General features: G+C 62.2%; 17 protein-coding genes, 1 tRNA gene and 1 pseudogene. 12 read left to right on the top strand and 7 right to left on the bottom strand.

All coding sequences use genetic code 11. The features are described from left to right. Nucleotides 1-295: 295 nt before the first annotated feature. Nucleotides 296-1,966: a UbiD family decarboxylase gene (locus WM40_RS09350; RefSeq protein ID WP_046152730.1), complete on the top strand. Its 1,671-nt coding sequence runs from the start codon at nt 296-298 to the stop codon at nt 1,964-1,966. 52 nt (nt 1,967-2,018) lie between these two features. On the opposite strand, the gene WM40_RS09345 is transcribed toward WM40_RS09350, so the two are convergent. Beyond that, nucleotides 2,019-2,303: a hypothetical protein gene (locus WM40_RS09345; protein WP_046152769.1), complete on the bottom strand. Its 285-nt coding sequence runs from the start codon at nt 2,301-2,303 to the stop codon at nt 2,019-2,021. A 227-nt stretch (nt 2,304-2,530) separates the two neighbouring features. Between WM40_RS09345 and WM40_RS31300 the strand changes: the two genes are divergently transcribed. The 3 genes from WM40_RS31300 to WM40_RS09330 all read left to right on the top strand — a co-directional run bounded on the left by WM40_RS31300 (nt 2,531) and on the right by WM40_RS09330 (nt 5,603). Then, nucleotides 2,531-3,019, top strand: coding sequence for a hypothetical protein (locus WM40_RS31300; RefSeq protein ID WP_236693449.1), 489 nt, complete (start codon nt 2,531-2,533; stop codon nt 3,017-3,019). Next, nucleotides 3,016-4,434 (top strand): SH3 domain-containing protein, encoded by a 1,419-nt coding sequence (locus WM40_RS09340; RefSeq protein ID WP_052738253.1) that lies wholly within the window; start codon nt 3,016-3,018, stop codon nt 4,432-4,434. The genes WM40_RS31300 and WM40_RS09340 overlap by 4 nt, the downstream gene beginning before the upstream one ends. 428 nt (nt 4,435-4,862) lie before the next feature. After that, on the top strand, nt 4,863-5,603 hold the full coding sequence (locus WM40_RS09330) for a hypothetical protein (protein ID WP_046152728.1): 741 nt from the start codon (nt 4,863-4,865) through the stop codon (nt 5,601-5,603). A 97-nt stretch (nt 5,604-5,700) separates the two neighbouring features. Here the strand turns inward: WM40_RS09330 and WM40_RS09325 are convergent, their stop codons facing one another. Further along, nucleotides 5,701-6,354: a DUF1439 domain-containing protein gene (locus WM40_RS09325; protein WP_051504194.1), complete on the bottom strand. Its 654-nt coding sequence runs from the start codon at nt 6,352-6,354 to the stop codon at nt 5,701-5,703. 265 nt (nt 6,355-6,619) lie between these two features. Between WM40_RS09325 and trmB the strand changes: the two genes are divergently transcribed. Further along, nucleotides 6,620-7,393 (top strand): tRNA (guanosine(46)-N7)-methyltransferase TrmB, encoded by a 774-nt coding sequence (gene trmB, locus WM40_RS09320; protein ID WP_024902035.1) that lies wholly within the window; start codon nt 6,620-6,622, stop codon nt 7,391-7,393. A 10-nt stretch (nt 7,394-7,403) separates the two neighbouring features. On the opposite strand, the gene WM40_RS09315 is transcribed toward trmB, so the two are convergent. Beyond that, nucleotides 7,404-8,330, bottom strand: a complete 927-nt coding sequence (locus WM40_RS09315; RefSeq protein WP_024902034.1) for an undecaprenyl-diphosphate phosphatase — start codon at nt 8,328-8,330, stop codon at nt 7,404-7,406. A 184-nt stretch (nt 8,331-8,514) separates the two neighbouring features. Between WM40_RS09315 and WM40_RS09310 the strand changes: the two genes are divergently transcribed. The 5 genes from WM40_RS09310 to WM40_RS09290 all read left to right on the top strand — a co-directional run bounded on the left by WM40_RS09310 (nt 8,515) and on the right by WM40_RS09290 (nt 11,009). Then, nucleotides 8,515-9,168, top strand: coding sequence for a protein-L-isoaspartate O-methyltransferase family protein (locus WM40_RS09310; RefSeq protein ID WP_024902033.1), 654 nt, complete (start codon nt 8,515-8,517; stop codon nt 9,166-9,168). A 112-nt stretch (nt 9,169-9,280) separates the two neighbouring features. Then, nucleotides 9,281-9,604, top strand: a complete 324-nt coding sequence (locus WM40_RS09305; protein ID WP_024902032.1) for a rhodanese-like domain-containing protein — start codon at nt 9,281-9,283, stop codon at nt 9,602-9,604. Nucleotides 9,605-9,771: 167 nt separating this feature from the next. After that, nucleotides 9,772-10,338 carry a YaeQ family protein gene (locus WM40_RS09300; RefSeq protein ID WP_024902031.1) on the top strand — a complete coding sequence of 189 codons (567 nt, stop codon included), beginning with the start codon at nt 9,772-9,774 and terminating at the stop codon, nt 10,336-10,338. 109 nt (nt 10,339-10,447) lie between these two features. Continuing rightward, nucleotides 10,448-10,792 carry a putative quinol monooxygenase gene (locus WM40_RS09295; RefSeq protein ID WP_046152727.1) on the top strand — a complete coding sequence of 115 codons (345 nt, stop codon included), beginning with the start codon at nt 10,448-10,450 and terminating at the stop codon, nt 10,790-10,792. Between the two features lie 143 nt (nt 10,793-10,935). Next, nucleotides 10,936-11,009 (top strand) — tRNA-Gly (locus WM40_RS09290). 91 nt (nt 11,010-11,100) lie between these two features. Here WM40_RS09290 and WM40_RS09285 read toward each other — a convergent pair. From WM40_RS09285 to WM40_RS09270, 4 genes are all read right to left on the bottom strand, one after another. Continuing rightward, nucleotides 11,101-12,705, bottom strand: a complete 1,605-nt coding sequence (locus WM40_RS09285; RefSeq protein ID WP_046152768.1) for a 3-deoxy-D-manno-octulosonic acid transferase — start codon at nt 12,703-12,705, stop codon at nt 11,101-11,103. An 82-nt stretch (nt 12,706-12,787) separates the two neighbouring features. Next, the gene (locus WM40_RS09280; RefSeq protein ID WP_024902029.1) at nt 12,788-13,669 is read right to left on the bottom strand and encodes a Kdo hydroxylase family protein; all 882 of its coding nucleotides are present in this window, start codon (nt 13,667-13,669) and stop codon (nt 12,788-12,790) included. A gap of 174 nt (nt 13,670-13,843) precedes the next feature. After that, complete coding sequence (gene waaC, locus WM40_RS09275; RefSeq protein ID WP_024902028.1) at nt 13,844-14,863, bottom strand: lipopolysaccharide heptosyltransferase I; 1,020 nt, start codon at nt 14,861-14,863, stop codon at nt 13,844-13,846. A gap of 166 nt (nt 14,864-15,029) precedes the next feature. Beyond that, entirely contained in the window at nt 15,030-16,424 is a 1,395-nt protein-coding gene (locus WM40_RS09270; RefSeq protein WP_024902027.1) for a phosphomannomutase/phosphoglucomutase, read from the bottom strand. A gap of 292 nt (nt 16,425-16,716) precedes the next feature. On the opposite strand from WM40_RS09270, the gene WM40_RS09265 reads away from it, so the two are divergent. Together WM40_RS09265 and WM40_RS30825 are read left to right on the top strand one after the other, a co-directional pair. Then, entirely contained in the window at nt 16,717-18,273 is a 1,557-nt protein-coding gene (locus WM40_RS09265; protein WP_024902026.1) for a lipopolysaccharide biosynthesis protein, read from the top strand. Next, nucleotides 18,270-18,533: pseudogene (locus WM40_RS30825) on the top strand (glycosyltransferase); the annotation flags it as partial. The gene WM40_RS09265 and the pseudogene WM40_RS30825, both read left to right, overlap by 4 nt. Nucleotides 18,534-19,269: the final 736 nt, after the last annotated feature.

Below are 19,269 nucleotides of genomic sequence, written 5' to 3'. Positions count from 1 at the left end.
GCGCGGGAACCCCGGGAATAACCTTGGCGTGGATAACGCCCGTGTAGTCGACAGCGGATTCTAACAGGCGATCCCGCACGGTCAACACTAACAAGTGTCATTTTGATGACTTTTAGTAATAAAGGTTACACTTCTACCAAACCCAAAATCCGGAAAAACCCCGGAATCGCCTTGCCGTCCGGGCATCCGTCGGTGGCAACGCGGACTTGCCCGCGACGACAGTGTCATTGTTCGTTACACAGGTAAAATGAGGGTCTTTTGCCCCGGAACTTCGGGGGGACGTCTGCGGAGCGATATGAAATACCAGGATCTGCGGGATTTCGCGGGGCAGCTCGAGCGCCTTGGCGAATTGCGACGCGTGCGAGCAGGCGTGTCGACGCACTTGGAAATCACGCAGGTGTGTGAACGGGCATTGCAAGCCGGCGGCCCGGCGCTGTTATTCGAACAGGTACATGGCGCGAGTAGTGTCGGGACGAGCACCAGCACGGGCAAGTCGACAATGCCGGTACTCGGCAATCTTTTCGGCACCACGCGCCGGGTCGCCCTGGGGATGGGAATCGATGCGCCCGTGCGCCAGGACGCGACCCATGGTGGCGTGGGCGCGCTGTCGGCAGGCGTCAATATCGGCAGCGATACGGCAACGCTCGAAGCACTACGCGACGTTGGTCGCTTGCTGTCTGCGCTGAAGGAGCCGGAACCGCCACGGGCGTTGAAAGACATCGGACGCCTTGCGGGATTGGCCAAGGCCGTGTGGGACATGGCGCCGAAGATCGTCAAGGGCCCGCCATGCCAGGAAGTCGTGATGGAAGGTGCCGATGTCGACCTGGACGCGCTGCCGATCCAACACTGCTGGCCCGGCGATGTGGCGCCGCTGTTGAGCTGGGGCTTGACGATCACACGCGGTCCGAACAAGCCACGGCAGAATTTGGGCATCTATCGGCAGCAGAAGATCGGTCGCAACAAGTTGATCATGCGTTGGCTCGCGCACCGGGGCGGCGCCCTGGACTTCCGTGAATTTGCCGCGGCGAACCCTGGCAAGCCCTACCCCGTTGCAGTCGCGTTGGGGGCTGATCCGGCCACCATCCTCGGTGCGGTGACCCCGGTTCCCGACACGTTGTCCGAGTACCAGTTCGCTGGCCTCCTGCGCGGGGCACGCACCGAGCTGGCGCGTTGCCTGACGCCCGGCCTCGAAGGGCTGCAGGTGCCCGCACGCGCCGAAATCATTCTGGAAGGCTTCATTTATCCTCAAGCGCACGATGCGCGCACCGCCGCGACGACGCCGGACGCACCCGGCGCACCGCCGCGGCCGTCACAGGGACCCACCGCTGCCTACGAACATGCATTGGAAGGACCATTCGGCGACCATACCGGGTACTACAACGAACAGGAGTGGTTCCCCGTGTTCACCGTCGAACGCATGACAACCCGACGCGATCCGATCTATCACTCGACGCACACGGGAAAACCACCCGACGAGCCGGCAGTCCTGGGGGTAGCGTTCAACGAGATTTTCGTGCCGCTACTGCAAAAGCAATTTCCGGAAATCACGGACTTCTACCTGCCGCCGGAAGGATGCAGCTATCGGATGGCCGTCGTGCAGATGAAGAAGAGCTATCCCGGCCATGCAAAGCGGGTCATGTTCGGTGTATGGAGCTTTCTCAGGCAGTTCATGTACACGAAGTTCATTATCGTCGTGGACGAGGACGTGAAAATCCGGGACTGGAAGGAAGTCATCTGGGCCATTACGACCCGCGTCGATCCGTCACGGGACACGCTGCTCGTTGACAACACGCCAATCGACTATCTGGACTTTGCCTCGCCGGTCGCCGGCCTGGGCTCGAAGATGGGGATCGACGCGACCAATAAATGGCCTGGTGAGACAGAGCGCGAATGGGGATTGCCGATCGTGATGGACGAGACGGTGAAGGCGCGTGTGGACAGTCTCTGTAAGAATCTGGGCTTTTAAATCCATTGTACTGGCGGGCATCGATTGCCCCGCCAGTGGTTTTTCCTCGTTATCAGCGGTACCAGCCCGGCGGCGGCGGACCACGGCGCCAGTCGGGCCGATGATGCCAGTATGGCCCGCCATAATAGACCGGCGGGGGCGGCGGACCGTAATACACCGGCGGCGGTGGCGCATAGTAGACCGGCGGTGGTGGCGCGTAATACACCGGCGGCGGTGCATAGTAACCCGGCAAACCAATGCCAATGCCGACCGAAACGTGCGCCTGCGCCGGCGCTGCTGCAAAAAGTGCCGCACTGCCGAGCAACACGGCAGCGGCTGATACGATGGAACGCTTGATCACGATATATCTCCCGATGTCCAGCCGCCCGATCACGCCCGAGCTTCCCTACTCTTCGGAACGCGGCACGCACTGAACACAGGGCTACTGTATCGAAAAGCCGAGAAAGGATGCGCAAGGAAATGTTGCAAATTGAAAAAAGGGTGACACGAGCAAGGAAAGACCGTGACCAGTCGATATCGTCTTCGCCCTCACCGGCTTCCGCGCCTGCGGGACTTCCGCCCCTCTTGCGCACATTTGCTGCATCGCCAGAAGCGCTTCCACGCGGCGCCAAGCCAGAATGGACTGTCACATTTACCATACGCCGTACCTGCTGCATGCTCGGTATGGCGCTACTGGCCGCCTGCGCCAGTCCGACATCGCAGCCGGGCAAGGCATCCCGCGCGGACGAGGCGACGGTCTCCGCACCGTCATCTGCTTACGTTCCGCCGCCTGCGGCAATCGACGGCACGGTGCCACGGGAAACGGTACTGAGCGCCACAGCATCCGTCTTCCCGATGGACCGTTACGATCAGGATGTCGATCGCTGGATCGCCCCTCCCGGGCGGATTATCGTGTTGCGCTGCTACCTGCTGATCAGCAGCAGCGTGCCATGCAATCGTTGCTTGCAACCTATTTCGGGGCACAGGATGGTCCCGTTTCAACGTCCGGAGACGCGCGCGCTACCACATCGACCCGATCGCCATGGGACGCCGCCTTCGTTGCTGATACCGTGAACCCACTGGGTCGGATAGCACTGGCCGCCCGGATCGAGGCAAGGTTGCGGACGTTCTCACCGGATGGCCCACGCGAAGGCTTTGGCGCGAATCTGCGACCGCATCCCGCTAGCTGGATCGGTGCCATACGCGCGAATATCGACCTGCCGTCGATTTTGCTCGGAAAGGACGGCGACGCGACGGCAGCATCCGATGGTGACGGCATCACGATACGGAACGGTCAGGCGCATCGCGACGAGCGCCCTGGTGACCGTATCGCGTCGGACAGCGATGATCGCGCCAGCGGCGGCTACCGCCCCGCTCGCCGTGCGATCTCCGTCGTCCAGGCCGCGATACGCTTGCTGCCCACCGATGATCCGTACTTCTATGACCCGCGCCTGCCCGGTGAAGGCTATCCATTCGACAACCTGCAGGACTCGGCGATCGCGCCCGGCACACCGTTATACGTCGTTGCGCTCACGCGCGACCGCGCCTGGGCCTATGTCATGTCGCCCGGTCTCGGCGGGTGGGTCCACACCACGGCCATCGGCATGGTCGACGATCGTTTTGTAAGCCGTTGGCGTCAAGCCGCTTACGCACGGCTTCTCGCCGTTACCGCACGCGATGTGACGCTGCGTGATGGCAATGGCGTCTTCCGCTTCCACGCCCCGGTGGGCACCGTGCTACCGGCAGGGCCAACGCCGGGGACCGTACTCGCACCGGCCGTGGATATCAATCGGCACGCGGTCATCGTCACGGCCCGCGCACCGGAGCTGCAATGGCAGCCGATGCCCCTGTCTCCAACGCCGCAAAACATGGCGAGGCTGATGAAGGCACTGCAGGGACGCCCCTATGGTTGGGGCGGAAGCGGGTTCTATAACGATTGCTCGCTCGAACTGCTCGACATGATGATGCCGTTCGGGCTGTTACTACCCCGGCACTCTTCGTTTCAAGTGGAAGGACCGGGAATGGTGGACCTGTCGAATCGCTCCGAGGATGCCCGGCTACGCTTCCTGATGAAGCACGGCAGGCCGTTCTTCACGATCATCCATATTACGGGCCATGTGATGCTTTATTTGGGTAACGGCATCGTCGATGGCAAACAGGTCGCGCTGGTGTACGAGGATATGTGGGGGCTCGCGCCTGCGGACCGAAGTCGCCGCGCGATCGTCGGTCAATCGGCGATCATGCCGTTACTGTCGTCCTTCCCCGAGGACCCGGCCCTGCAAGGCCAGGCTGGCGGCAAGATCTTCCGCCTGGGCTTTCATGCGCAAGGGCTCGGGCCATTGCCCTTGGCCGCACAGGACGATATCCAGAGGCGTGATCACACGCCGGCATCGACCTCCGACGGTGCCGATGATGCCCGCCCCGTTACGACGCCGGACCCCGACGCCAGTGAAAACGTCACGCCAGACATGGCCGGCGATGGACATTGATACCGCGGCGGGAAAGACCCAGGAAAATGCGGTCCCGGCAGCCAGGGAGCACAGGTGATACCGCCGGTACGACAAGGCGATGACAACGTCGAGGCGTTGCATTTTTGCGTCGCACTGCCACGGCAAGTTGCTGTTTTATCACAAATTTCTTCAGATTTATCTAACAGGCCGCTACACTTGGCAGGCGATACCGGCAGACCATTGCATGACTGCTCAAAGTTGCGTCATCCGGCGGCTCGCCGGGTACCGCGAAGAAGGACATCGCGAAAGACGGTGCGTCGAGCATGCGCTCGCGACCGATAGGCAGTCCGCCATCATGTCCTTGATGCTTCATGTTCCAGGACATCCGGCATGACCTTGTTACCTGACCGGCTCGTAGTATCGATGCGTCCTGTCGACACCCGCGTGCCATGCTGAATCGTTCACGAATGACGCGTCAACTTTCGCCCCCGCCTTGCGGCAGCACACTCCGTCAGAGCGAGCAAGCGTTTAACGCCGCGCCCAACCGGCGGCCGCACTTTCACATCGTCACGGAAGCCCGACGCTCGACTGATCCCGAAATCGACTCCGCCTACGACAAGGCGATGTACACGCGTAGCGAATCGATCGTCGATCACGGCCTGCGCGGTGCCCACAGCATGATGCGCCGAGGGCTGCGCTTGACCGTCGGTGCGCTGGCGATTGCCGCCATCGGGGCCGTCATCGGCTTTCATGCCTGGCAAGACCAGACGACACGCGCCGCGGCGATGGGCAATGAGGACATGGTTGTCGTCGAGACCGTTTCGGACGACACGACGACGTTATTGCTCGCCGGGACGCTGGCGCAATTGGTCGGTTTCCCGCGCGCGGTCCCGGCAGCGAAGCCAGATGCCGCGTCGGCCACACCGATCGCCGCCACCGTATCATCGCTGCGCAAGGCGGCTATTTCCAGGCCACCCGTGTGGCTTGCACGCACCGTCAGTGCCGTCGCTTCGTTGCCGGCCACCCTGTCGCCGTCGCGCCTGGTCGACCCTGTTACGCAAGCAGTGCGAACGCACGTCAGCCAGGCGGTGTCGCTTGCCGTTGGCGCCAGCAATTTCACAACGGTTGCCACGATCTTCGAGCGCTTCCAGTTCACCATGGAACGCACGCTCCCCGATGCGCTGGAGCGGGCCACGCCGCAGCGCTAGGCGCCCATCACACCCGCGCCGTTGCCTTTGTGACTGTCTTTGAGCGCTCAGGTCAGGCCTTGGGACGCCGATTCGCGCACGCCATGCGCCCGCGACGTCAGGTCTGTTCGGCGATCTTCACGCGCACGCCCAGGGGTTCGACGGTAATATCCGCAGGCGCGTAGCGGACGCCGGCAAACGACAGCTCTTCCGGCTTGAACGTGTGGATGGGATAGCCTTCCAGCAACTGCGCGACGGCAAGGTCCAAGGCCGCCCGAACCTCCCCACGATAGCCCGGATTCAGATCCGGAAAATCGAGACTCTCGATCGACGGCTGACGCAGCACGACCGCCATGCGTTGCGCATCGTACGCAATGGCGGCGGTCACCGAGAAACGGCCGTCGGCGGGCGCCTGGAGCAACGGGCTTTGGATGTGCGCATGGGCGGCAACCGCCATCCGGTTCTGATCAGGGCGCGTACCCACGAGCGGCTGGTCCACCAGGAGGTCGAGCAAACCTGAAACTTGCCGCCGAATCGGAAAGCGCCGGGCCACGGCTTGCTGAATCTGCGCCAGTGTAAAGGTGTAATGCGATGGGATGAACGGGAACGTCGCGCACGCTCCCAACGGCAGCACACTTGATAACGCACCGAACACGCCGATCTGCAGCATGCGCCGTCGGGCACGCCCCCTGTCCGAACAGGCACTTGATCGTTGCACTGCTTCCGCCTGGCCGTTTTCAGCAACGATGTCCAGCGCGCTGGACTCGGTCATTTCCCACTCACCTCGATTCGAAAGTCTCACGCTGCATGTCTCCCTTGCTGCACCGCCGCGGGTCCACGCGATCCGATATGACCCCTACCTGCGAACGGTACGTTACCGCCCCGGACGCGGAACGGCTCATCGCGCGATCTTACCGCGAGCGGTCGACGTCGGCACGCTTCCCGTCGTCCCCGATACCGGGTAAAGTCTTGGGTTTTCGATGGCTTACCCTCATCGCCGCGCATTGGCGGCACGGTAAGCGCGCCAGAACGACAGCATGACCGCCACCCCGCACTCCCCTCTCGACGCCGACCAGAACGCCGACGGCACTCAGCCCGCCGACGCTTCCGAAGACCTCGCCCCCGACACGGTTGATGGCGCGCCTCATCGCCGGCGCATTCGTAGCTTCGTCACACGCGCCGGACGGCTCTCCACCGGCCAGCGACGCGCCATCGACGAATTAGGTGCCCGCTTCGTCTTACCGCACGACGCACGTCTCATCGACTGGCCGGCCGTTTTCGGTCGCACCGCACCCCGCATATTCGAGATCGGTTTCGGCATGGGCGCAACCACCGCGGAGATTGCCGCACGCCGTCCAGGCGACGACTTCATCGGCGTGGAAGTGCATGAGCCCGGTGTCGGCGCCTTGCTGAAGCTGATTGAGGAACGTGCCTTACCGAACGTGCGGATCATTCAGCATGACGCCGTGGAAGTCCTCGAACAGCAGATCGATGACGGCACGCTCGACGGCGTACATATCTACTTCCCCGATCCCTGGCATAAAGCCCGTCATAACAAGCGGCGCCTGGTGCAACCGCCCTTCGTCGCATTGCTGGCACGTAAGCTCCGTTCCGGCGGTTATCTGCATCTGGCCACCGACTGGGCACCGTACGCGGAGCAGATGCTCGATGTGCTGCGTGGCAACGCCGACCTTCGCAATACCGTCGCGGACTACGCGCCGCGCCCGGACTATCGGCCGACAACCAAGTTCGAGCAACGCGGCCTGAATCTCGGCCACGGCGTCTGGGATCTTGTTTTCCTGCGCAAGTAACCGCGCGCCGTTACGCGATTTGCCATTCGCCGAAGCCATAGGCGGCGACAAGGATCACGAGACCGAAGACGATCCGGTAGTAAGCGAAGACCGTGAAATCGTGGTTCGAGATAAAGCGCAATAGCCAGCGCACGCAAACCAGCGCCGATACCAACGCAGCAATCAGACCAATCAACAGCAACCCAAGGTCATCGGCTTGCAACGAGTGGCGCGCCTTGTATAGATCATGCGCTGACGCGCCGAAGATGATCGGAATCGCGAGGAAAAACGAGAATTCGGTCGCGACTTTTCGTTCGAGGCCGAATAGCATGCCGCCGATGATGGTCGCACCGGAACGGGACGTACCGGGAATCAACGCGAGGCATTGCGCGAAACCGACTTTCAGCGCATCGGTCCACCGCAGCGCTTCCAGGGAATGCACCCGGGCGCTGCCATGATGCGCCGCTTCATGCGCCGATCCACCGGGCGTGGCCACGATGTGGTCAACTCGGATGCCGTTCTCCGCGGTCATCGCCAGGGGGCCGTTGCGGCGCGCACGTCGCTCGACCCACAAAATCACAAACCCACCGATGACCGCCGCCAGCGCCACCGGCACCGGTGAAAACAGGTATTCCTTGATCAGCCCGCCAAACAACAGGCCGAGAACGACCGCCGGCAAACAGGCGATCACGACATTCCAGGCAAAACGACGGGAATGGACATCGTCGCGACGCGTCAGGCCGCCGACAGTCGTGCCGATCTTTTTCCGGAACTCCCAGCACACGGCCAGAATCGCACCGAACTGAATCACGACATCGAATAATTTCGCGCGCGCATCGTCGAAGTTCAGCAGGTTGCCGACCAGGATCAGGTGGCCGGTGCTGGAAATCGGCAGGAATTCGGTCAAGCCTTCCACCACGCCCATCACGATCGCCTTCAACACCAAAATCACATCCACAGTTTCTCCCCCTAAAAAAACAGATGCCCGACACACCGCTGGCGTCAGGTGCGCGGGCCATGACCGTAAGGATTTCGTCAGTATTCGCATTATCCATCACTTGGACCCGCGACGTTGCGTCGCAACATGCATGGTTTGCTACAATCGGGGCACCAGATGGTAGGCAACTTGGGTGGGCGACGAGATGAACTTCGAAAAAGCGCGTTTCAACATGATCGAGCAGCAGATCCGGCCGTGGGAGGTGCTGAATCTGGACGTACTCGACCTGCTTTCCGTGATCAAACGCGAGAATTTCGTACCTGAAATGTATCGCAATCAGGCGTTCGCCGATCTGGAAGTGCCGCTGCCGCACGGCCAGCATATGCTGTCACCCAAGATCGAAGCGCGTATCCTGCAGGAACTGGCGGTGCGAAAGCACGAGCAGGTCCTTGAAATTGGTGCCGGTTCCGGTTACATGGCCGCATTGTTGGCGGCGCGGGCGCAGCGGGTCATTACCGTCGAGCTATACGAGGACATTGCGGCGTTCGCGCAGCAGAATCTCGTGTCAAATGCCGTGTCGAATGTCGAAGTGGTGGTGGGCGACGCGGCGCGCGGCTGGCCGGCCGCCGCACCGTACGACGTGATTGTGGTCTCCGGCGGCTTGCCGATTTTGCCGCAAGGTTTGCTCGAACAGGTGAAGGTAGGCGGTCGCTTGTCGGCTTTTGTCGGCGAAGCGCCGGTGATGAAGGCACAGATCGTGACGCGACTCAGTGAAACCGAGTTCCGCATCGTCGAACTCTTCGAGACCTACGTCGCACCGTTGGAAAACGCGCAGCAACCGCCGCGCTTCAAGTTCTGACCTTGCCTGACTCGCCTGCTGCCGTTCGCGCTCAAATAGCATGCTTTTTTCGACGGCAGCACATTGGAATGCACGCGGCTGGCATACATGCTGGCCCATACGGATAAAATCGATGGAACAACTCGCCCCGGCCGCCCTGGCCGAACGTCTGGCCGACGCATCCCGTCCCGCGCCGGTTCTGCTCGACGTGCGCGAACCGTGGGAAATCCAGACGGTGGCGCTACCGAACATCGTCGCCATACCCATGAACCAGATTCCGGTACGGATCGATGAACTTGATCCGGAAGCGGAGATCGTCTGTATCTGTCACCACGGGGGCCGGAGCGCGCAAGTTGCCATGTTCCTCGGCTCACGCGGTTTCACACGCTTGCACAACCTCCAAGGCGGCATGGACGCGTATGCCCGGACCGTCGATCCGAGCCTGCCGACGTACTGAACCCGGTGTATCTCCCGATCGTCGATCGGTAAGCCCTGATTTCCGCCGGAAGCGCGATGCAAGCGTGCTTGGTTCGCTTTCGGGCATGGGTTCCATCGGGCCGTGGCGCTTAGTGCGCTATGATGCGGCCTCCACGACTTTTTGCGGCCCACCCGGTCCTTCCCGCCATGGCATTGAAAGCCACCATCCATAAAGCGGAACTGGTGATCGCCGACATGGACCGCCCGTACTATGGCGACCATGCGCTGACGATTGCAAAACACCCTTCCGAGAATGACGAACGCATGATGGTGCGATTGATCGTCTTCGGCCTGCTGGCGTCTGAATCGTTGAGCTTCACGAAAGGATTAAGCGATGCAGATGAACCAGATCTGTGGCAAAAGGACTTGACCGGACATATCGAGAAATGGGTGGATATCGGTCAACCGGACGAGCGGCGGATGAGCCGTGCCGCGGCACGGGCGGACTTGGCGCTGGTGGTCGCGCATGGTGGGCGGGCAGCGGATGTATGGTGGCAGCAGAATGAAAACAAGGTCTCCCGATTGGACAAGCTTGAAGTCTGGAAACTGCACGATGACGTCCCGGCAGCATTGGCGGGCCTTGCCGCACGCGGCATGCGCCTGGCGTTGAACCGTCAGGACGACCAGTTGTGGGTCAGCAGCATGGATAGCGATACATCGGTGCTGGTCGAATGGACGGTGCTGAAGGCAGCGAAGGCCGCTCGCGTAGGCTAAAAGCGCTAGACTGACCGTATCGTTGCGTTGCTGACGATATCAGACGTGCGCCACGGCAATGTGGTTGTCTCACGCGGCAACAGCGCGCCCCACCTAATCAGGAGCCTGCATGACTGCATCCCCGTCCCATCCCTCCTCCGCCGACGCCGCATCGGTATTCGTCGTGATTGCCGAATTCACGGTCAAGCCGGGTGCGCGCGAGGCATTTCTGAAAGTTGGCGCCGGCGACGCGGAAGGTTCGGTGTCGAATGAGGAAGGCTGTTTCGCTTTCGATGTTCTTGTATCCGAGGACGGCGAAAACCGCGTGACGTTCCATGAGGTGTATCGCGACCGCGCGGCGTTTGAGACACACAAAACCCAGCCGCATTACAAGGTGTTTGCCGAAGCCTCGCCGCCACTACTGGCAGGCGCGCCGACGGTACGGTTTTATCTGTCGAAGCCGTCAAAGGGATAAGGTTTCTCCCGCGTGATGGGAGTGCGAGGCCCTGTCCCCTTGGCGGGTGGTGTGCCGCCGGACGCCGCGTCATCAGCGACTACAGACGGGCACGGTTTTGTGACTTGCCTACGCGGCCAGTCGCGTTTATGATGTCAGGCTTCGCGGGCGTCGTATAATGGTAATACCCTAGCTTCCCAAGCTAGAGCCGTGGGTTCGATTCCCATCGCCCGCTCCAGATGAAGAAAAAGGCCCGGAAGGCGCTAGACAGTACCTATTCTGTCTAGCGCCTTCCGGGCCTTTGCTTATGGCGCTGAAGCGCCCGGCTCCTAAGCCGGTCGTAAGAATTCGGCCAGGAACGCCACCGTTCGCGCCGTCGCGCCGCGATCTTTTTCAGCGAACTGTCTTGCGGCAAGTCCCATCGCCTGGCGACGGCTGTGATCGCGCAGCAATGATGCCACGGCGTCTCCAAGCGCATCGGGCGTTGCCACGCGCATGGCCGCACCCACGCCAATCGCATTCGCGCTGGCTTGCGTAAAGTTATACGTATGCGGCCCGAGCAGCACAGGCGTGCCAGCCGCCGCCGCCTCGATCAGGTTCTGACCACCCGTTGGCACCAGACTACCGCCAATGAACGCCAGATCCGACGCCCCGTAATACGCTGGCAGTTCTCCCATCGAGTCGCCAATCAGCACGTCGACATCCTCCGGCAAGACGTCGCGCGGCGCCCGCGAGGGTGCCGCCTCGGCCCACTCGGAGCGGCGCACCGTCTTATAGCGGCTGGCCACGAGCGCAGACACCTCGTTGAAGCGCTGCGGATGGCGCGGCACCAGAATCAATAATGCTCGCTCCGCATCGGTCCGCTCATCGAACGCTCCCGCATCGACAGCCTTGAACGGCTTCGCGGTCACCGCGGGAATGTCCTCCTCGCTGGCCTGTGCATTCCCGCCTTCCAATACGGCCGCCTGCGCCACCGCTACCGGCGCCGCCGACGTGACACCAACCGGTTCGACACCCGCCTCGATCACGTCCTCCACACGCGCCGTTTGGGGGGGCGTGGCAAGGCGGGCCGCCTGCACCGACTGTTTCGGCGACCCCCTTCGTACCGATTGCGATTGCGCGGAAGCCTCCCCCACGACGCCACTCGCCTCGCGCCACGCCCGCGCCGCTTCACGCTGGCGCGCGAAGGCATCGAGCACAAGGGCCTCCTCGCCTTCGCGCGTGCTCGCGGCCACCCACACCGGCCGGTCGCCAATCGCAAGGCGCCAGCGCGCCCCCGCATCGATCAATGCGGTATCGCATGGTACGTCGAATTTGAGATTGCCTAACACCGCGGTACGCCGCGCGCCCAGTTCCTCGAGTCGATGCGCATCCGCTTCGGTCTGCGCGAGCACGGCACTCAAGCCGGCGAACACGCTGCGCGCCGCCGCGCCAAAACGCTGCGCGCGCCGGAACGACTTCTCCGACATTCGGCCATTGACCATTACCAACGGCACACCGGCGTGCGCGCACTCGTCGATCAACGTCGGCCACACCTCGGTCTCCATCACGACGCCCAAGGCCGGACGTTGACGCGCCAGAAAACGCCGCACCGCGCCACGCATGTCGTATGGCAGGTAGCATCGCGCCACACGATCGCCAAACACCGTCACGCTGGTCGCGCGACCGGCGGGCGTCATGCACGTCACCAGCAATTCCGCATCCGGATGTGCCTGACGCAATGCGTCGACCAGGGGCTGACTCGCACGCGTTTCACCTACCGAGACCGCATGCACCCAGATCAACGGTGCCGCGCTTTGCCGTCGAGGCACAAACCCGAATCGCTCACCGATATGCCGGATGTATCCGGGCTCGCGCCGGGAACGCCACACCAAGCGGCAAACGGCAACCGGCGCCGCGATCCACCAAAGCAGGCGGTACATTTCTCTCAGCAAACGAACAGATGGTGTTGGCATCAGGCATTTCTCCTCGACGGAAGGCGGATGGATCGGGACGGTTGCGCGGATGCGTCAACCGTCATACGAGGACCTTGCCGGTCAAACGTTCAAGCACGCCCAGCGGGGCACATGCCGGTTCGACCATCGAGGCGGCCGGCAAGAAAAACGTTTGTTCCATCATGAACTGTCCCGACATCACCGCGTGGGACGTTTGATCGGAAAAACAAATCCAGATACAGCCCGGCGGGAAACGCATTTCTTCCTGCGGACAATGCTGCTGATATTGCTGATCCGCCTTCATCGCGTCATGCAAACCGAGCATCAGATGATCGTACGGCGTACGACGGGATTTCGTAATACCCAACGTCTGCAAAAGCCAGGCACTCCCCGGCGTTTGACGTGGAATACGCGGGACAAAGGCCTTCGCCACATCGTCGAAGGACTCCCCCACGCGCCAGACGCGCGGCTCGCCAGCAGGGTTGATATTGGCAAATACGCGCAGGATGCGCTCGCCATGATTCGGCCGCGATGGAAACGCATCCACATGCAGGCGGCTGTCATCGGCACGCCATGACGTCTGCCGCGTCTCGACACGATGCAGCCGCAAGCTCGTCGGCGCCGCGCGCAGCTGGCCATCATATTCAGGCAACAAACCGCTGATCAAGCCACGCGCCAATTGCTGATACCGGGCGATCATCCCCCGTACCCGCGCCTGCCTCTCTTCGTCACCGAGGACACCCGCCAGTTTCCCGCCATCGGGCGACAGACTGATATTTTTGCGTTTGGGATCGGCAATCGTCGGATCAAGCAAGCGCCGCTCTTCCGCATCCAGGTCAAATGCCAAATGCGGAAAATACAAGACACGCCCCCGTTCCAACGCGGCCACCACATCGGCGCGTGGTGCGGAGAGACCGTTGGCGTGCCAATCGCCTTCAAGGGTGATGATTTGTGAAACGCTCATGCTGCTGCCTGGAATGTCGAATAAACCGTACCGATATCAGGCAGCAGGATAGCCGATTACGCACCGCTCGACCAATGCACCGGCTTCGTGCCAGATTTTATGACTGTCCCGGATGCGGAATACGATAACGCGGGCCACGAACTCGCCCTACCCGCGCTGGAGCCGAGGGAGTGCTTACAGCAATCCAAATCGGCTGAGCGCCTGCTTCACATCGCTGAGATGCGGCGGACGATTGGCGGCACCGATTTCGACCACGTTGGTCGACCAATACCCTCCCGTGCGCCAGGCAGTAGAGAAGTTATACAGTTCAACGGTCGGTCGACGCAGTGCCGCGGCGATATGAATAAGCCCAGTGTCCACGCCGACGACCGCCGCCGCTCCGTCGAGCAAGCCCACCACGGCGTCCAGCGCCAGTTTCGGGGGTACCAGTGCGGCATCGCCGAAGTGACTGGCGATCCGCTCGCTGCAGGCCTTTTCTTCTTCGTTGCCCCACGGGAGTACCAGCGACGCGCCTCGACGGGCCAATGCTTCACCCAGCGCGATCCATTCGGTTTCCGGCCACTGCTTGTCTTTGCGTGAGCTCGCATGAACAAAAACGACATAGGGCACGGGCAGATTCAATCCGAGCCGCGCCAGCGCCAAGGCACCCTTGTGCTGGTCCAGGCCGAAATCGACGTCCGAGGCATCATCCGTCGGGGCGGGCATGTCCAGCGCCGCGGCCACCAACTGGCGCGAGCGCTCGACCACATGCGTGCGACGTTCGATCGCTATCGATCGCTTGTAGAAGTAGCGCGCCGGCCATTCATAGCCGGCGCCATCCGTCCGATTGCCTAACCCCACGACCGGCCCTCTGCCGCGCGATGCGATCCACGCGGTCTTTATCAGACCTTGGCAATCGATGATGACGTCGTAACGTTCTTCGCGGAAGGCGCGTTTGAACATCCCGTATTGCTGTCGCGTCACGGAAGATAGCGGTGCATGCCGCCAACGGCGCAAGGCCACGGGAATCACGCGCCGCACGCCGGTAACGAGCTGGACCAGATCAGTGAACGATTCTTCGACGATCCAATCGATGTCGGCATCGGGACGATAACGCAGGATATCAGCGACGACCGGCATGTTATGCACGACATCACCCAGGGATGACACCCTGACGATGGCAATCTTCGGTCGAGGGCGATGCGGATTGGTCATGCGAGCGGAACACACAAAAAAGACGGCGGGAAGCCAGGCAGCGCCTCGTTTTTACGAGACGCGCGCGGACTTCCGAGAAAACGTAGATTCTACTGCCTGCGGCATCGCCGGAGCGGGATTTTTTCGTGCAGCCCGCCGATGACGCGGCACCGCAGGCGCGGCGGCATCAGAACGGCAGATTGATGTCGGCGCGTTCGGCCGTGATCACCCGGCGGAAATCCTCCTGAATCCGCTTCAGCGCTTCTTCGCTGTCCGCTTCGAAACGCAGCACGACGACCGGCGTCGTGTTCGAGGACCGGGCCAAGCCAAAACCGTCGGGATATTCCACACGCAGGCCATCGATCGTGATGACGTCGTCCGCACCGGTGAACTTGGCGTTCTGCCGCAGCTTGTCGATGAGCGCCACATTCTCGCCTTCTTCCAGCTTGATCTGAAGTTCCGGTGTGCTCAACGAATTCGGCAAATCGTTCAGCAGCTTGCTCGGATCACTGACGCGAGACAGGATTTCCAGCATGCGCGCGCCGGTGTAAAGGCCATCGTCGAAGCCATACCACCGGTCCTTGAAGAACACGTGACCACTCATTTCGCCTGCCAACGGCGCACCGGTTTCCTTCAGCTTCGCCTTGACCAGCGAATGGCCCGTCTTCCACATCAGCGGGTCCCCGCCATTCTTGCGTACCCACTTCGCCAGGTTGCGCGTGCACTTGACGTCATAAATGATCTGGCCACCCGGCACGCGCGACAGGATCTCCTCGGCAAACAGCATCATCTGACGATCCGGATAGATAATCTGGCCATCCTTGGTCACCACGCCCAGCCGATCGCCGTCACCGTCGAAGGCAAAGCCGATTTCCATGTCCGTGGTTTCCAGCGCGGCAATCACGTCTTGCAGGTTTTCCGGATGGGCAGGGTCTGGGTGATGGTTCGGAAACGTGCCGTCGACATCGCAGAACAACGGCTTGATCTCCGCGCCCAACGCCTTGAACAGCTTCGGTGCGATCGCTCCCGCCACGCCGTTACCCGCGTCGAGCACCAGCTTCATCCCGCGCGCCGGCTTGATGTCGCTGACAATGCGCTCGATGTATTCGTCGGTGATGTCATAGCTTTCCAACGTGCCAGCGCCGCTTTCGAAGCGCTCGTCCACGATGCGCTGATAGAGTCCCTGGATCGCATCGCCATAGATCGCCTGGCCGCGCAGCACCATCTTGAAACCATTGTAGTCAGGAGGATTATGGCTGCCGGTCACGACAATGCACGAATCGACATTACGCGGACCGCCTTTCAACTTCAACGGCACATTGGTGGCGAAATAGCCGACCGGTGTGGGCACCATCCCGATGTCAACGACGTCGACGCCCGCGGATTGCAGACCTTCCGCCAACGCCGCCGACAGTTCGGGGCCCGACAGACGGCCATCCCGACCGATCACGACCGCGCTGCCACCCTGGGCGCGCACGTCGCTGCCGAAAGCCTTGCCGATCTTACGGGCAACGTCCGCGTCCAGCGTTTTGCCGATTACACCGCGAATGTCATATGCCTTGAAAATCGTCTGGGAGATCATTGCTTGCTTTCACCTTTATTTGAAATGTCATCGGTAGCGCGACACCACGCGCAGCCTGCGGCTGCACTTTCACCTTACTCTTTCAATATAATCGCGGATCGTGGAACGTCCGTGACCTGTATTGATTTGTTACAGCTTGCCGCCGCGTGAGGCGACCGGGCGTTTCTTATTCTATGCGAAGCCTGACGGGCCCGTCACAGTCAGGCAAAATCGCCCATTCCGCCCCACGCCATGCCAGGAACGGCGGCAACGAAGGATGCCATTGAAGCTGCCTCACCAAGCAACGGGCCCGATGCCGGACAACGACGGCGAGCGCCCGCGTCCGAGCCACGTGCGCGCGGCCGCCCGCAATCTGTTCTGGCTGGCCGCGGAGCGCGCCACCCAGTTGGGCGTCGCGATCATCGTTTCGGGGATGCTGGCGCGCTATCTGGGAGCGGACCTGTTTGGTAAATGGCAGTACGCGAACACACTGCTGACGGTACTGGCGCCGATCACCTGGATATGTGGCGCGGAAATCCTTGTTCCCGCCATCGTGTCGGCCTTGCATCCTGCCGCGTCGACAAAAGCGACAGGTGGGCCACAGTCGGAAGGCGGCACGGCATGGCGCCACGCCGTGGACGATACCGCGGCCCGTTCACTCGGCGCCATTCTCGGCAGCGCGTTCGCGTTGCGGTTCAGTGTCTCGGCGGCGGCCTTGCTGCTGGTCTGGATCGTATTGGCCTGGTGCGTCCTCGCGCCCCCGGTTGCCTCCATCGCCGTTGATCCGCACGTCGCGGCGATGCTTGCAGGGCTGGCCGCGACGATGTTGTTCCGCGAGCCCTTCGGCGTGATCTCCACCTGGCTGCAAGCGCGCACCTATTCGAAACCCGCGTTGGTGCTCAGTCTCGGCGCGGCTGTCGGAAAAGCCGGGGTGCTGGTGCTATTGATCAGAATGGCGATCCCCGCCGGCGCACTGGGTTGGCTTTGGGCGGCGGAATCGGCGCTTATCGCCGCCGGGCTCGTCTGCTACTACCGCGTGTTCTGGCGTCGGGAGGCATCTGGAGGCGGTGCATCCGCACCAGATGCGCAGCAGCGTGCATACAGCCATGCCGCCGCACGATGGCATGTCGATCGGGGGCTGGTGCGTGTCTATCTGCGCAGCGGCGCGGTGTTCTGGGTCGGCCTTGTCTGCATGTATCTGTTCATGAAACTCGATCGGCTGGTGCTGCAGCACTATGCCGATTACGCCACCCTTGGGCGCTACGCCGCCTCGCAGCAGTTAACCGAAAACTGGGTCACCGTCGCCTTGATGCTGGCGCAGACGGTCGGGCCGGCGTTTATCTACCGCGTCGATACCGCAGCCGCGCTGCAGCGCAACCTTTGGCGCTTGTTGGGATTGACGCTGCTGGCCATGAGCGCCGGCGCCTTGCTGCTGTCCGCCGCCGCGCCCTGGATCGTGCGGATCGTCTTCGGCCCCGGCTTCGACGCGGCGGCCAGCTATCTGACGTGGGCAAGCTGGATCGGCGTGCTGGCCGGCCTGGAAGCCATCGCCAATCTAGTGGCGCTGAAGTTCCAGGCACGCAGGCTGGTGCTGGGCAAATGGCTGGTTGCCGTGGCGCTGGGCTTCGCCGTTGATCTTGCGCTGGTGCCAAGCTACGGCGGCTATGGCGCGCTCGCCGGCCTGGCGGTGGGCTATCTTGCCGCACTGATCGCTGACCTGCTGTTTGCCGGGTACATGATCCGAACGATACGGCACGCCGAGCGGCGGCATGGCACGGATCACGGCGACCATGCGGACAAGGGAGCCCCGCACCCGCCACTGCACGCTGGCCGTCCCACCGACGACGGCCATACAACGGATACACGATGACCGACTTGCCTCGCCCCCCTCAGCTCGATGTGCTGATGCCGGTTTTCAACGCGCAAGACGATGCCTGGCGAACACTGGCGGCGCTCGACGAGCCAGCGCTCGCGTCTATCCGGGTGCTGGTCGTCGACGACGGCAGTACCCCACCGTTCGAAGCGCCACCATCCGCGCAACTGGCGACAAACGTCCGCGTGGAGATTCTGCGTCTCTCGCCCAACGGCGGTATCGAACGCGCTTTGGCCGCGGGGACGCGCGCACTATTGTCTGATACGGTCGGGCTTGGCAACCCTGCTCCTTCGGACGAACTCCCCGACCAGGCCGACAGGGCAAACCGGGGCGCGGATGTCACGCATGAGGACTACGCGGCATCCAATCGGATGCCCGATCTGACGCAACGCTTCATCGCGCGCATCGACGCCGGCGACATACCGCTGCCTGGCGCGCGCACAAAACAATTGGACCACCTCCTTGCCCATCCAAACGTCGGTGCCATCGGCATGGCCGTAGACGTCGTCAATCGCGAGGGCGTATTGCTTTACACGCTAAGGCCACCGCTGGACCCCGCGGCAATACGGCGTCAATGCTTCGCGCGAAACTGCTTCATTCATCCGGCAATGACCCTTCGCGCCAGCGCGCTGGCCGAAGCCGGCGGATATGACACGGCATATCCAGCCGCCGAAGATCTCGATTTGTTCCTGCGTATCCTTCGCCATCATGATTGCGCAAACCTGCCCGATGTCGGCTTGCGTTACGAGATCAACGAGCGTGGGATCAGCGCGACGCGCCGCCAACGCCAGATCGACTCGACCCTGCGACTGTTCCGGCGCGAATTCACTCCCGCGCAAGGCCGCAATCCCTATTTCTGGCTCGGGGTCGTCAAGCACCTGGCGCATCGCGTCATCCCCTATCCCGTGCTGCAACGGATCAAGCGCAGGGTATTGAACCGCCGCCATGCCCCGGCAACTGACGCGCGGCGCCTCGCCGACAACGGCGCGCCGG

This window comes from Robbsia andropogonis, assembly GCF_000970345.1.
Classification (GTDB): Bacteria; Pseudomonadota; Gammaproteobacteria; order Burkholderiales; family Burkholderiaceae; genus Robbsia; species Robbsia andropogonis.
The sequence above is the reverse complement of the archived record's forward strand: the minus strand, read 5'-3'. Positions and strand labels throughout refer to the sequence as shown.

Excerpts from the sequence above, each read along its gene's own strand:
- WM40_RS09350 (WP_046152730.1), top strand. The coding sequence starts at position 296 with ATGAAATACCAGGATCTGCGGGATTTCGCGGGGCAGCTCGAGCGCCTT.
- WM40_RS09330 (WP_046152728.1), top strand. The coding sequence starts at position 4,863 with ATGACGCGTCAACTTTCGCCCCCGCCTTGCGGCAGCACACTCCGTCAG.
- WM40_RS09325 (WP_051504194.1), bottom strand. The coding sequence starts at position 6,354 with ATGACCGAGTCCAGCGCGCTGGACATCGTTGCTGAAAACGGCCAGGCG.
- trmB (WP_024902035.1), top strand. The coding sequence starts at position 6,620 with ATGACCGCCACCCCGCACTCCCCTCTCGACGCCGACCAGAACGCCGAC.
- WM40_RS09310 (WP_024902033.1), top strand. The coding sequence starts at position 8,515 with ATGAACTTCGAAAAAGCGCGTTTCAACATGATCGAGCAGCAGATCCGG.
- WM40_RS09305 (WP_024902032.1), top strand. The coding sequence starts at position 9,281 with ATGGAACAACTCGCCCCGGCCGCCCTGGCCGAACGTCTGGCCGACGCA.
- WM40_RS09300 (WP_024902031.1), top strand. The coding sequence starts at position 9,772 with ATGGCATTGAAAGCCACCATCCATAAAGCGGAACTGGTGATCGCCGAC.
- WM40_RS09295 (WP_046152727.1), top strand. The coding sequence starts at position 10,448 with ATGACTGCATCCCCGTCCCATCCCTCCTCCGCCGACGCCGCATCGGTA.
- WM40_RS09280 (WP_024902029.1), bottom strand. The coding sequence starts at position 13,669 with ATGAGCGTTTCACAAATCATCACCCTTGAAGGCGATTGGCACGCCAAC.
- waaC (WP_024902028.1), bottom strand. The coding sequence starts at position 14,863 with ATGACCAATCCGCATCGCCCTCGACCGAAGATTGCCATCGTCAGGGTG.
- WM40_RS09270 (WP_024902027.1), bottom strand. The coding sequence starts at position 16,424 with ATGATCTCCCAGACGATTTTCAAGGCATATGACATTCGCGGTGTAATC.
- WM40_RS09265 (WP_024902026.1), top strand. The coding sequence starts at position 16,717 with ATGCCGGACAACGACGGCGAGCGCCCGCGTCCGAGCCACGTGCGCGCG.